We start from the raw sequence: 13,997 nt of genomic DNA, 5'->3' as shown, positions 1-13,997 counted from the left end.
GATTGGAAGGGCGGAAATTCCATATGACATACGCATTTATGATTGAACCGCAGGATTTTATTGCGCTGGATAACGAAGATGAACTGATTGAGAAATGTCAGGAGTGGGGCCTGCTTTCTGGTAAAGCGACCAAACTCAAAACGTTCTATTATAAAGGAAACGGATTAAACATGCCGTGTACCATCATTGGATATGTGGATCACATGGCAGCCGTTATTCAACTGGATAATGGACAAAAGCATTGTATTCACCCGTCGTATCTGAAGGAAATGCAAGCGTCCAGTTACAGCGCCAGAAGCATAAGTAATGTCGGGTCAGATCGCAGCACAGAACCCTCAACTTCGGATACAGTCGTACCAGTTACCCCTGTTGAACTTACGCAAACTCCAGATGCCTTGGTTAATCCGGATGAAATTCCGTCGGATCTGGATGATTCGGACGACACGGACACAGATGAATTCTCCTCGGGGATGAAGGGTGATCCAGATGGGCTAGTAGAAGAGTATGTTGGACCTCAGTCTGGGGCAGCCAGTGAAGCCAAACCTAAAGCCAAAACAGCGAGCAAAGCTAAGAGCGTCAAGATTGATCTGCCCGAAGGCAAAGTGAAGATGAGTGCCGTTGTCAAAGAGTTCACCACCGTACCGAATCACTTCTCTGACAATGACGACGAAGTCATCATCTATGAAGCAGTTACCATTACGGAGCCAGACGTCATTGATGTTGGGGAAGCCTGGTCAAGCCACAGTGCCACCGTTAAGAAACAGGAACTGGAAGTGGGCGACGTTATCACGTTTGAAGCGAAAATTATCAAGAAGAAGCTGACACGTAACCCGGTTCCCTATAAAATCAACAATCCTTCCAAGATTCAGAAGGAAGACTAATCAAGGAAGATTAATCACGAGTCATTACAAAAAAAACAAAAAACCTCCAAGACTGCCTGAAGCAGATCGCGGAGGTTTTGGCCATTTGAAGTTTATATTAGTGAAGAGTACACTCTTAAGCTTGTCCCGGCGTAGCACTGATCTGAAACTGTACGCCAAACTTATCGACAACCGAACCGTAGGCTGGACTCCAGAACGTTTCTTGTATCGGCATTTTCACTTCGCCACCGTCTTGCAACTGGTTGAAAATCGCTTTGGCTTCATCCGCCGTATCCGTGTTCACAGTAACCGTAACATGATTACCTACAGTGTACGGCATACCTGGAAACGTATCAGACAACATTAATACCGAGCTGCCAATCTGCAAAGAAGCATGCATAATACGGTCTTTCGCTTCTGGCGGGATGGGGTGATTCGGGTCAGATGGACCGTCGCCAAATGTTTGAAGCGCGAGCACTTCGGCTCCAAATGCCTTTTGATAAAAATCTACCGCTTCACGTCCATTACCGTTTGTAACCAGATACACATTCAAGCTGATCGACATGCGTTCTTCATCTCCTTGGGCTCTTGTAATTATACGATTCACGCCACTTGCGACATGAGTATAAATGAACAGGTTGTCCTTTGACAAGCGTATATTTCTGCACTCATCACTGCGGACCTTTACACGATTAGGGTTACCAACATATTCTTAATCCATCCCTCTCCCACTACTTCTTGCGCCTGCGTATGTAGTAGAGAACCGTGATCAGAACACCCGGAACCAGTGCTGCAAAACTGGCATAGATCAGACACCATTTCAACAGGGTAAATAGCGGAGTGAGTTCAGCAAGCACAGACGTACGTTCAGGATAACGATACATGATCAGGGATGCACCTATATTTTCAAGCATGTCCATAACCCAACCTAAGATCGGAATCAGATTCACCCAACGCCAGCGACTCTTTACCGGAAGCACACGATAGAGTATCGATAACAGAACAACTAAGAGGGACAGATAGGCCAAGGGCCATATGAGGTCAAATGTGAATCGTGCTTGAATATAGGCGCTCCGCCCTGCTTCACCATACTGCTCAGCCATCTGATAAAGATCATCCGCCGTGTACAGAAAAGACGAATCCGGGGACTGCCCTCCACCGGTGGCCTCCTCCGACTTTGCCGCCTGCCAGGGCAGAATGAATGCAATAAAACAGGCAAAAACAACAACCGCAGCTGCAACCCATTTCCAATTCACCCGCTGATAGAACCAACCTGACACTTTATTCAGCACGTTCCGTCCCCTTTCCGATAAAAAAAAGACCACTCTCCCGAATCCTATCGGTAAAATGGTTGTGTTCAATCCTATGAAGTTATCGAGCTTGAACGATGTTATCTATTTCACTTTTCAATAAGAGGTATCGGTGAACACTTCTCATGATCGGGACCTTCGTTAGTTTGTTCTTGTCCACGTACAGTTTCATCTGGTCTTTGGTCAAACCAAGCAAACTTCCAGCTTCCGATACCGTCAATACTACCTCGGGGTTCGTAGCATTAAACGTCCTCTTTACTTTCTGATTCCAGTCCTCGAATACCTGCATAGATCAGTGACATCTCCTATCCATAGCCAGTTATTATCAGGCTGAATATATCCAGTATACCACACTTGTGCTGCTCGTAACTTAATCCTTGCGCAGAACCATATTCTGATAGGCATATTTCCTGCTTGACCCTGACGTTAACTCGAGGGTTTATACTGGCTTCAGGAGGGGATTAGCATGAGTATGTCACCTGAACATGTAACCAAGAAACGACGCAGCAGTGGAATAGCCATTATTGGAATGAGTTGGTTGACGATGACATTGGGTCTGTTTTTTGCTACACTCGCAGGGGAGTTTGTCAGCACTATTGTTGCTGGTGAATGGATGGTTCATCTCATCCAAGCTGTTGTCATTATTAGTATCGTATTGCCCGTACTACTCGTCATTCGAAGGCACTTCCATATGAAGTCCGTTCTTCTTCCTCTGACAGGAAAAAGCATAATTCACTTGCTCTTTGGCGCATTATTTGCCACTTCTCTGGCCTTCATCGGGTTAGCGATAGCTAGTATGAACAACTGGATTACGATTACGGAGTGGCACTTCTCAGCCGAGTTCTTGCTTACTGTTGCACTTAATAGTTGTATTGCTTTCTTGTACGAAGCTTTGCCAGAGGAACTATCCATGCAAGGCATGGTCTATGATGGATTACGCTTCAGACTGCGACTTCCTGTGTTTTTCGCTTATGTAACTCAAATCATACTCTTTCTGCTGGTTCCGATGAGTGTCAGCCTATTGCAAGAGCTCGTCGGTATGGATGCCGGAAACCGGATAACCTTGGATTATATGATCCTACTCTTGACCTATGGAATTACGTTACAGCTTCTGCGCAGTTTGACCGGTTCTCTATGGGCCTCCATCGGATTTCATGTCGCTTACCTGGAAGTAGCCCGATTCGTTGTTATGCCAGGTGATAGACCGGCATTGTTAAGCTATACCGCGCAAGATAATGGGTTGGCCGAAATATTTATTTTGTATATGATGATAATCTTCGTCGGTGGGATCATTCTGGCGGTGCTCAATGCATGGCGCTGGTGGAGAATACATAAATCATGAGGGAGGGTTCTGCCTGTTGTATACCGTTGGACAACTATCCAAACATACCGGAGTATCCATCCGAACACTGCATTATTATGAAAAGCTGGGTTTACTGCGACCGGCCCGTAATGAGAACAATCAGTATCGCTTATATGGTGAAAAGGATATTTTACGGCTTCAGCAGATTACCATTCTGAAGAAAATGCATTTTAAATTTAATGAGATTGGAGAATTCCTCGATCAGGATGCTGCTCGCTCTGAACCAGAGAGTACCCTTACTTTATGGAATAATACGTTGGAACAACAACTGGCCGTCGTTAAGGAACAGCAGGAGAGATTAAGCAAGGTCGAGCATCTTCTTTTTTCAACCATATATGCCATCAGAGCATCTGGTACAATCAGTCTGGATGAAATGTTAGGTTTCATCCGTGAACTGGATCAGCCTCCGGGCAAGTTCCGTCAAGATGTTTTTACACCTGAAGAAATGGAATCGTTACCTCTGAATAATCAGAACAATTCAATATCCATGGAATGGGCTAATATTCTTAAAGATGTTCATACATGCAAGATGGAACCTCCGGATTCCGAAGCCTCACGGTTACTGGCCATTCGAATCTCTGATTATGCTGAAAGGGCTTTTCAAGGGAATGCAGAATTGGCAGAAAAATATTGGGATTATATCACCCCAGAGGATGATCAGTCAGCTCGTGTATATGGTATGACAACGGATACCATGCGTTACATCGAAATGATCCTGGACCGATGGACAGTCCAGAATCCTGATGATCAACAATAAGAGCCACTTCGAAAAGTGGCCCTTGATCCATTCCCTTATTATGTTTCATCATGCTTCGTTACGCCTCTTCCCAGAAGCGGCGCAGGTTGTCCATGGCGATTTTGGATGCGGATTTGCATTCCTCCATGCCTTCGAACTCCACCGTAATGTTGCCATCATAGCCGGAGTCTTTGATCAGCTTTACAATTTTACGGATTGGAATATCCCCTTGTCCAACGATGGCACCACGAAGGAAGTTACCGTAGGCTGTGGTGAACCATTCACCCTCACCCGGATGCTCATCATAAGGACGGAAGTAAAAATCTTTGAAGTGGACCAGAGAAGCGTACGACAGATTTTTCATGACGCCGATGATCGGGTTCTCATCCACACACATGAAGTTGCCAATATCGAGTGTTGTTTTGAAATTCGGACGATCCACAGCATGCAGCACACGCTGCACCCGGTCACTCGCCTGCACGCTAAAGCCGTGATTTTCAATGGTTGTCGTGATGCCAAACTGCGCGGCATAGTCCGCAATGATCTGGCTTCCCCGCACCATCAGCGGCAGATTTTGCTCGAACCAGGCGATGGTCATCTTCTCCTTTGGCAGGGTAAACGCCGTGACGTCATGACGCAGATGTTTTACACCCATCCGGTGTACGACATCCACATGTCTTTTGACCCGAGCCATCTCCTCTTCAAACGCCTCTTCCGTCTCCTGCACGAAGTTCGCTGGCAGCGAGTAGTTGGACAGTTCAATATCCTTAGACGCTGCCCGTTCCCGAATCGCATCCGCCAGATCGTGATTATCCTCAACAGTGTAACCGTAAGGAACCATTTCCATATGCTCGCCGCCGTTCGCCGCAATCCAGTCGATCACATCCAGCACCGTCATCTCACCCGAATTCAAATCGTTCAACAAACTATACGTGCTCAGGCCCACTTTCATCTGCTCAGCTCCCTATCGATATTGTTGGATAAATTGAACCGCTTTGCGAATGTCCTGCTCCGGTTGATGGCCTACTTCACGTTCAATCGTCAGATAACCGGTGTAACCAATCTCCTGAAGCGCTGCAAAGTATCCATCAAAATCAACGCCACCCTCGCCCAGCGGCACCTCACGGAAGAAAGTCCCGGAAGAGACCATCTCGGCAATCTTATCGTGATCCATAGGGGCATAACCGACCGCTCCGTATACGTCTCGTGGGTCAACTTCCTTCAGCCGCACACCATCCTTCACATGAGTATGTACGATGTAATCCTTGAGCAGATGAACGCCCCGCGCTGGATCATCTCCGGTCACCATCACCATATTCGCCGGATCAAAATTCACCGATACTCCGTTGGTCGATAACGTATCCAGGAATCCTTTCAAGTCAGCAGCCGTTTCCGGTCCTGTCTCAATGGCAAAGTATGCGCCAACACTTTTGGCGTATTGGCCCAGTTCCTCACAAGCAGCATGCAGTGTGGCATAAACTTCTGATGAAGGGTCATGTGGAACAATGCCGATATGTGTAGTGACAATGTTGGTGCCTAGATCGAGGGCCAGATCCACGATCCGCTTCGACTTCTCTACTTTCCACGGATTATCTTCCTTGACCTGAAAACCATGTCCACCCAGGTCGCCAACCAGTGCTGAAATTTCAAGACCCAGAGAATCGATGTAACTCTTCAACTCTTTGCGCGCCGCAGGTGACAAATTTTCAGGGTCCATCTCTCCCTTGACGGCGTAGATCTGCACACCTTCTGCACCTACGTCTTTGGCTTTGTTCAACCCTTCCCGTACACCTACGCCAAAGCTATCCACGATGACACCGATCTTATTCGTTAATTTCATGTCATACCTCCTGTGATTGAGTGAGTAACTCTACGTTCTCATGTAAATGTAAGGTTCGACTCATTACTGATATCAACAAGTTTCACCGACTTGATCTCATACGGTTTGAATGTCAGTTCAATTGTGCCGTTTGAACAAGCCAACGGATGGATCTCATCCTCCAGAAGATTAATGATGGACGCTTTGATTTCCTTTTCAGCCCACTGAACCTGCACCGTTTCCCGACCTCCGGATGATTCGTAGAAACGTAGTACTGTTCCGGAACCGTCTTCCGCTGGCTTGATTGCATCCAGAATAACATGTTCACTGTGGAACTGAACCCAAGCATGTTCAGCTGGCAAGTGACCGGAAGACTGACTCGCTGCCACAACTTCGACCGGATGATTCAGCTCCATCGCCCGGCGAACGACGGCAGCTTGTCGCCAATCGCCCTGGTGTGGCAGGATCGAATACGTGAATTCATGATCGCCCTGATCCGCATGTTCATCCGGCCATTTCGGAGCACGAAGCAGAGACAGGCGGATCGTCCGATCCTTGATGTCATACCCGTACTTGCAATCATTCAGCAAACTCACACCGCTGTTGCCCTCCGAGATATCCGCCCAACGATGTCCACAGACCTCTAACTGCGCCTGCTCCCAACTGGTGTTGTTATGAGTTGGACGCTCCAACGCTCCAAACGGAATTTCATAAGCCGCTTTGGCTGCCACCAGATCCACTGGAAAGGCCACCTTGAGCAGCTTATGGCTCTCATTCCAGTTCACTTTTGCATGGAAATCAACACGCCGCTGGTAACGATGCAAAATGATATCCTGGCTGATCTCCGATTTATTCAGCTTCCAGACAAAGCGTAGTACATCTCGCGTAGCCCCACGCTGTACAATCTCTCTGGAGATCAACTGCACCTCACCAGCTCGCTGAGATTCAAATCGTGGATCGATATCCCATGCATCCCAGTACGTCGGTTTGTCGTGGAAAAACTGCCACTCATTCGCCCGATCACCAGGCTTCAGCCAGTCACGTCCTACCGTTTTGTCATACCATCGAGTGATCTCTCCCAAGTCATTAAACTCGAGCGTGTAAAATTCAGTTTCCCACGTGGAAGGGAAGGATTTTTCTTCCCTTACTGGAAGGATAACATCCGATGCTTCGCGCAGCCATATGGTTGTATACCCAAAAGCAGGAATCGACGGAACATGCACGAGCAACGTATACTTGTCTTCCTTTTGTTCAAGATCACAGGCCAGACGGTTTCCTTGACGATCAAATGCTGCCATCCTGGCGAGGTGAGCATCCCCTGTAATGGTGATATTTTCTCCGCGTTTCCAGCCGAGGCTGTTGAATATAATGTAAGGAAGACCATCGAGTTCATCTGTTGCAATGTTCTCCGCAAGGGTATCCAGCGTTTCCCGCAGTGCGGATGTACCCAGTGCAAATACTTTCGTGTACTCGTCGGTGGACGTTACGTAAACTTCTGGAATCGACGTTCCCGGAATAATGTCATGGAATTGGTTGAGCATAATCAACTTCCAGCCTTCATCCAGATCATTCTTCGTGCGCGCGCCGTAAGCCCCGGCAAATTGCCCCCAGATTTCCGCTTCCCGGTACAATACCTCTGCCTTACGGTTGCTACGTTTGTTCCTTGCATGAGTTGTATACGTTCCGCGATGCAGTTCCAGATACAAGTCCCCGTGCCATTTCGGCAACGTCGGATTATTTAATGATATGTCTTCAAAAAAAGCCCCTGCTGTGCTGAATTTACTGATTGGCTGTCCAACCATCAAATGGGATCGCTCCGCAAACTCCACCATCTCATTCGTCACGCCACCACCACCATCGCCATGTCCGTAAAGCAACATTTGCTCAGGGTGCACATCCTTTTGTTTAAATGATTGCCAATGTTCATCCACATCTTTGGGACGCGTATGTTCATTCACCCCATGATTCAGATATGCCAGCACGGAAGTGCCATCTATGCCTACCCAGTCGAAGAGGTCATACGGAAACGCATTGGTATCATTCCAATTCAGCTTGGTGGTCATAAAATAAGGAATACCCGCGAGTTTCAGCATCTGCGGTAAGGAAGCGCAGTAGCCAAAGGTATCCGGCAGCCACTCGATGTTGGAGCGTTTGCCAAACTCCGCCTGATAGAAGTTCTGTCCATACAGAATCTGCCGAACTAACGACTCGCCACTCGGAATATTCAGATCCGGCTCGACCCACATGCCTCCGACCAGCTCCCAGCGTCCTTCGGCAATACGGGCTTTAACTCGCTCATACAACTCCGGGTAATGATCCTTCACGAAGGCATACAACTGCGGCTGGCTCTGGGAATACACAAAATCCGGGTACGTATCCATCAAGGTACACATGGTCGAGAACGTGCGACTGGACTTGCGAACCGTCTCACGTACAGGCCACAGCCAGGCAATATCAATGTGGGATTGTCCAACCAGATGCATGAAGCCACTTCGATATTCCTCCGGGTCTTCCTGCTGTACCGACTGTGCTAATGCATATTCGAAGTTCTGTATCCAGGCTGCATCACTCCAGCGTTCCGGGTCATTGTACATGTTATCCATCACCTGATGAATGGCCTGAACAAGTGCCATCCGCTTGGGCTCCTTCTCGTTATATGCCCGGAGCGACTCGGCGAGTACCGTAACGCTGTACATTAGGCTCTGCAGTGGCTGATTAACATGAACCAATGCTGCCCGAATGCCCTGAATAGGCGGCTGAATAACAGCTTGTCGGTTGAGTGGGTCATCCGGCTCTGGAATCGGATCATAGAGTTCAATCTCCAACTGTGGCGTATTTCCTACCCGACTTCTCGGAAGGGGGACGAACCCATGATTCCGGTCCAGTCCGTGATACGGCATGCCATTCACCTTCAGCAGCCCTTCTCCTCCGGCCTCGAAGATCAGCCCAACAGCCTGATCCTGCCATTCCGCCGGAATCTCCACACGTTTGCTCAGAAAATACGTCGTTCCATGTACGCTGTTCAGCGGATTCAAGCTTTGCATGGCCTTGTCTGCCTGCTCATCTTCATTTACTTCTGCCTGTTCGTACTCGTATTCCCCTGGCCGAATGTATCTGGCCCTCTGCATCTCCCACGCTGGAAGCTCGATCGTATCCAGCCATTGTCGGTGCTTCAGATCTTCGATGAATCGCTGAATTCGAATCATACCTCCACCCCCACCTTCTGAATGTGCAGACTGCAGGCGGTCCAATCCATAGAATTGCGGCCAACCATGAGCCTGAATTCACCCGGTTCTACGACAGACTGGAGACGAGAGTCGATCAGTGCGAGGTGTTCTTTTTGCACAGGGAATGTAACGGTCTGAGTCTGTCCTGGCTCCAGATGAATTTTACGAAAACCCTTAAGTGACATTTCAGCCCGCGTAACCGAAGCTGACACATCCGTGATGTACAACTGCACAACCTCGCTTCCCGATACCGCTCCGGTATTGGTGACTTCAACCATCACCTGTGCTTCATCTTCCGGGCCGATGACTTCTGGCATTACTCTTACATTCTCGTATTTGAATTCGGTGTAGCTCAGTCCATATCCAAACGGATACTGCGGCGCCAGATCCATCTCCAGATACCGCTTGCCACGAGTACGTTTGGCATGATAATAGACCGGAAGTTGCCCAACATGCTTGGGAATGGAGACGGTAAGACGACCCGATGGATTCACATCGCCAAACAGAATATCCGCAATCGCGTTACCACCTTCCTGTCCGGGGTACCACGCTTCCACAATGGCATGGACATGCTCATCAATCCAAGGTTCAGCAATGGGGCGGCCGTTAATATACATCACGATAACGGGTTTCCCGAGCTTATGTACTTCCTGCACCAGCTCCAATTGAACACCCATGAGATTCATGGAAGCCCGGTCAATGCCCTCGCCACACTCCATGTCGTTCCATGGATCATCGGTCACCACTGAAGCACCTGTCCGCAAGTCTATGGTACCTTCACCAAAATCGCGGGCGCTGGACCCGCCCATCACCATCACGATGGCATCTGCCTGTTCCGCACAAGCCAGCGCTTGCGCAAAGCCCTCTCTGGAGTCGCCTTTAATCCGGCAGCCAGGCGCGTACAGCACCTGACCCGAATCCGCGCCAAGCTTGCGCGTAATGCCATCCAGTACGGTGACGATCTGCTCTCTCGGTTGTGGCGAGGTATAGTCCCCAAGTTGGTTATAGATATGGTTCGCGTTCGGACCGATGACAGCTAGCTTTGTACCTGTTTTGGCAAGCGGAAGAGTATTTCCCTCATTTTTCAGTAAAACAATCCCCTCTTGTGCAACTTCCCTCGCCAGCTGAGTATGGTCTTCACATCCGATAATCCGCTCTGCAAACTCTGGATCAACGAAAGGCTTTTCAAATAGCCCAAGTCTGAATTTCATCTCCAGCACCCGCCGCACAGCCAAGTCCAGATCCTTCTCTTCGATCAATCCCTGCTCCAACGCCTGACCGAGATGTTTGCGGTACATGTACCCGGACATCTCCATGTCTACACCTGCCTGAAGGGACTGTGCCACGGCCTGCTCCCCGTTCTCGGCGGTGTTATGTCCATGAACCAGCATCTGAATGGCACCAAAATCAGTAATGACAAATCCCTCAAAACCCCACTGCTCGCGCAGAAGGTCATTCAGCAGATACGTGCTGGACGTGCAGGGTACGCCATCAATCTCGTTATAGGCGGTCATCACGGAGCAAGCCCCGGCTTCCACTGCTTTTTTGAACGGCAACAGATCTATTTCATGTAATTCACGTAAGCCCATATGAACTGGAGCAGCATTACGCCCACCCTCCGAGCTGCCATAAGCCGCAAAATGCTTGAGTGTCGCGACAATTGTCTGGTTGGAATCAAGGCGGTCACCCTGTAGTCCCTTCATGGCTTCTACTGCGAATTCACCGATTAGGTATGGATCTTCGGCAAAACATTCCTCCGTCCGTCCCCATCTCGGGTCACGTACGACATCAAGCACCGGGGAATACGTTGCCGCTCCCCCTTGGCTCCGGGTCTCCACAGCAATGGCTTCACACATCTTGCGGTACAACTCCATATTCCACGTGCTGCCCACTGTTAACGGTACCGGAAATACTGTCGCCCCAATCGCCATATGCCCGTGGGAACACTCTTCTCCAAACAAAATGGGAATGCCTAGCCGAGAATGCTCCATGGCATACTGCTGAATGACATTTGTGGCAACGGCTCCCTGCCGTGGGGTAAGCCCCGTCTCAAGTGTCACTTCAGTCCATGGATCGGCCCGAAGCACACCATACAGAGAACCGACACCGCCCTGTTCCATGTCCGCTTTGAACTCTTCCGTCACCTGTACTGTACCATCAGGTGCTTTATCATACGTCTTCCACCCCATCGGCTGAATGAGTTGTCCAATCTTCTCTGCCGTTGTCATCCGTCCGATCAGATCCTGAACCCGTTCCTGAATGGGAAGCGAAGCATCTTTATAGTCCATATGCACATTCTCCTTATGCGTTCGGAATTAGTTAGGCGCATGCACTCACATGGCTTTGCGGTAGTCACTTGGTGCCACACCCACCACGTTTTTGAAAGCCCGGTTGAAGGAATTATAGTTCGTGTATCCCACTTCCTCACTGATCTCCTGAATAGCCTTATCGGTCTCCTGCATGAGCAGCTTGGCTTTTTCGATGCGATGACTAATGAGCAGATCCACAAACTTCTCCCCAATCTCATCCTTGAAAAGCTTACTCAGATACTTCGGATTAATATCGAATAGATCACTAAGGTAGTTCAGTGACAGATCAGGATTGTTGTAATGCTCTTCGATGTATTTGCGAATCTCCAGAATATGTGATCTGTGTTTTCGGGAACAATGCAGCGTCTGCATCTGCAACGCCAGTTCTCTGAACCCTTCCCAGCACAGCTCACGCAGATCGTCTAACGTCTCCCAGCCCTCCAGCCTTGGAAGAAGTGGGGTGAATATAGCGGCCCATGACTCCTGATACTCTCGTGGAAGTTCGGCGAATTCCCGATTGTAATGTTGAAATAACAATTGGATCGTATTCATAATCTCCTGACGGGACAGAACGGACTCACTGATTTGTTCAAACAGTCTCTCAAAATGCTTTTCCCAAACATCGTCCGACAAGCGCATCGCCTGTACCAGCAGGGAGATGGTCTTCAGGAACTCATACACATCATTGGTCGAATTCGGCACATCACTACACGGAATGATGCGATTTATGCCCAGTACAGCCTTGTACTCCAGCGCATGCACAGCTTCTTTCAATGAAGCTCTCAACCCCCGAATATCAACAGCAACCCGACCAACACCAATGGTCACGGTGAAGTTCAGATACTGATCGATTCTGTCCAGATAACCAGCAAGCAATCGATGCTCAGTCTCCTCGGCCTGTTCCATTGCCGGAATCCAGAGGATGGCGTACAGACGCTGATCGGAGATCCATTCAGCCCATACTTCCGTTCCTTCATGACGCGCACTCTCCTGCAGAATACTGGATAACACAAATTTCAGGAGGGATTGGTCCTGATGATGATACTCCGTCACAAATGCATCATACCGATCCATTTCAACTACCATGACGGCCCAACGATGCTCCAGCTCAGGCAGTTTGAACTTCTTCATCTCGGCTGTCAGCTCCGTGCTCGTAAAGTCTCGTGTGCCCTCCAGCAACTCCTGAAAGAACATTTTTTTCTGCAAAATCAGATTCTCTTCATGCTCCTCCTGATATTGCCTCGTCTGATCAATCATGCGTTCCAGTGTTGTATGGATGAATCGAAACTCATTCTCCTTGCCATAGTTGAGCCCCGATTGCTTCTGCGAAGAGACGGTCTGAATTAACGTAACAATCTGCTGAATCGGCTTGTAGTTTCTGCGGGTCACGTAGATCACCCACACCACCCCGATCAACACAACCACTACAGCAAAGGCAAACCAGATATTATAAAATTGCAGAGTCCATTTGACGATTTTTCCATTATTGAGACCTGTCTGCACCTTCCAACCACTATAACTCGACGTAAATTCGGAGAAGACTTCTCCCGACGTGGTTTTAGTAGAAGCTGCAACCCCTCCTGGCATGCTGCTATCCCACAGATTGCCGCCCGAACGGTTGAAGATGTTCACAAACGTAAATTCCGGATCATACATCTGCATAATGGATTTCCTCAGGGTACTTAGGTCCACATTTGTCACCACAAGTCCTTTGCCGTTTCCTACACTTCGCACAATCGTAATCACCTGCTCCGTCGCTTGTGAAGGAAAAGCTCGGAACGCTCGTGCCCCTGCCCACTTCTGTTCATCCCTTGACCGGCTATCTGCAATAAAGTCTGCATCCGGGAACTCTTCAATCGGAACAGCCTTCCCGTTACTGAAGACCGTGCCATCCCCGTATCGAACGAGATAAATTGAATCAATCAGCGGATACTCTATTTTCAATTCATCAACCACCTGGACCGCCTGAATGCCGGCATACACATCATCGCTGCCAGATACCGAGAAATAATTCTTCAAGTTAGGGTTGGTCAAAATCTCACGCAGTACCTTGAAGTCGATGGAACGCAGGGAGTTGTCCAGATATTGCGTGACCTGAGAGGCCAGAAATTCATTGGCCTTGAGCGCTTCTCTACGGTTCTGTTCATTGAACACTTGAAAGAAAATAAAGAATAGAATAGTCGTCACAATAAAGAAAACAGGCAGATACGATAACAGCAAACGTCTAAACCAATTGTTGTTCATCTCCGAGATCCCCCCACCATTACTGTTCATGCTGAATGACGACAAACATCTGTGCTGATCGCTAATTTTCCATAAATATTCAGTACATTATATCGGATGACGTGGGGTTGTCATAGGAGAAGACCGTCC

At 48.6% G+C, this 13,997-nt stretch carries 11 protein-coding genes; 3 read left to right on the top strand and 8 right to left on the bottom strand.

What is annotated here, in order from left to right:
• Window positions 1-23: 23 nt before the first annotated feature.
• On the top strand, window positions 24-881 hold the full coding sequence (locus tag MHI48_RS01220; protein WP_036674791.1) for a hypothetical protein: 858 nt from the start codon (window positions 24-26) through the stop codon (window positions 879-881).
• Window positions 882-996: 115 nt separating this feature from the next.
• On the opposite strand, the gene MHI48_RS01215 is transcribed toward MHI48_RS01220, so the two are convergent.
• From MHI48_RS01215 to MHI48_RS01205, 3 genes are all read right to left on the bottom strand, one after another.
• Entirely contained in the window at window positions 997-1,425 is a 429-nt protein-coding gene (locus MHI48_RS01215; RefSeq protein ID WP_036674677.1) for a VOC family protein, read from the bottom strand.
• 166 nt (window positions 1,426-1,591) lie between these two features.
• Window positions 1,592-2,152: a hypothetical protein gene (locus MHI48_RS01210; protein ID WP_051450031.1), complete on the bottom strand. Its 561-nt coding sequence runs from the start codon at window positions 2,150-2,152 to the stop codon at window positions 1,592-1,594.
• Between the two features lie 79 nt (window positions 2,153-2,231).
• Window positions 2,232-2,459 (bottom strand): hypothetical protein, encoded by a 228-nt coding sequence (locus MHI48_RS01205; RefSeq protein WP_017691180.1) that lies wholly within the window; start codon window positions 2,457-2,459, stop codon window positions 2,232-2,234.
• A gap of 177 nt (window positions 2,460-2,636) precedes the next feature.
• Here MHI48_RS01205 and MHI48_RS01200 point away from each other — a divergent pair, with 177 nt between their 5' ends.
• Complete coding sequence (locus tag MHI48_RS01200) at window positions 2,637-3,512, top strand: type II CAAX prenyl endopeptidase Rce1 family protein (protein ID WP_076329645.1); 876 nt, start codon at window positions 2,637-2,639, stop codon at window positions 3,510-3,512.
• A gap of 16 nt (window positions 3,513-3,528) precedes the next feature.
• On the top strand, window positions 3,529-4,290 hold the full coding sequence (locus MHI48_RS01195) for a MerR family transcriptional regulator (protein WP_076329644.1): 762 nt from the start codon (window positions 3,529-3,531) through the stop codon (window positions 4,288-4,290).
• A 58-nt stretch (window positions 4,291-4,348) separates the two neighbouring features.
• Here MHI48_RS01195 and MHI48_RS01190 read toward each other — a convergent pair whose 3' ends face one another.
• From MHI48_RS01190 to MHI48_RS01170, 5 genes are read right to left on the bottom strand one after another with little or no spacing between them, the layout of a single operon-like run.
• Window positions 4,349-5,221 carry a sugar phosphate isomerase/epimerase gene (locus tag MHI48_RS01190; RefSeq protein ID WP_076329643.1) on the bottom strand — a complete coding sequence of 291 codons (873 nt, stop codon included), beginning with the start codon at window positions 5,219-5,221 and terminating at the stop codon, window positions 4,349-4,351.
• A 12-nt stretch (window positions 5,222-5,233) separates the two neighbouring features.
• Window positions 5,234-6,109: a sugar phosphate isomerase/epimerase gene (locus MHI48_RS01185; protein ID WP_047841499.1), complete on the bottom strand. Its 876-nt coding sequence runs from the start codon at window positions 6,107-6,109 to the stop codon at window positions 5,234-5,236.
• A gap of 38 nt (window positions 6,110-6,147) precedes the next feature.
• Window positions 6,148-9,294, bottom strand: coding sequence for an alpha-mannosidase (locus tag MHI48_RS01180; RefSeq protein ID WP_076329642.1), 3,147 nt, complete (start codon window positions 9,292-9,294; stop codon window positions 6,148-6,150).
• On the bottom strand, window positions 9,291-11,603 hold the full coding sequence (locus tag MHI48_RS01175) for a glycoside hydrolase family 3 N-terminal domain-containing protein (protein WP_405142787.1): 2,313 nt from the start codon (window positions 11,601-11,603) through the stop codon (window positions 9,291-9,293). Before MHI48_RS01175 ends, MHI48_RS01180 begins: the two co-directional genes overlap by 4 nt.
• 45 nt (window positions 11,604-11,648) lie before the next feature.
• Window positions 11,649-13,868 carry a helix-turn-helix domain-containing protein gene (locus tag MHI48_RS01170; RefSeq protein WP_076329640.1) on the bottom strand — a complete coding sequence of 740 codons (2,220 nt, stop codon included), beginning with the start codon at window positions 13,866-13,868 and terminating at the stop codon, window positions 11,649-11,651.
• Window positions 13,869-13,997: the final 129 nt, after the last annotated feature.

The sequence above is a fragment of the Paenibacillus sp. FSL H7-0942 genome, assembly GCF_045040715.1.
GTDB classification, from domain to species: domain Bacteria; phylum Bacillota; class Bacilli; order Paenibacillales; family Paenibacillaceae; genus Paenibacillus; species Paenibacillus amylolyticus.
This window is presented reverse-complemented; position numbering and strand designations above follow the sequence as displayed.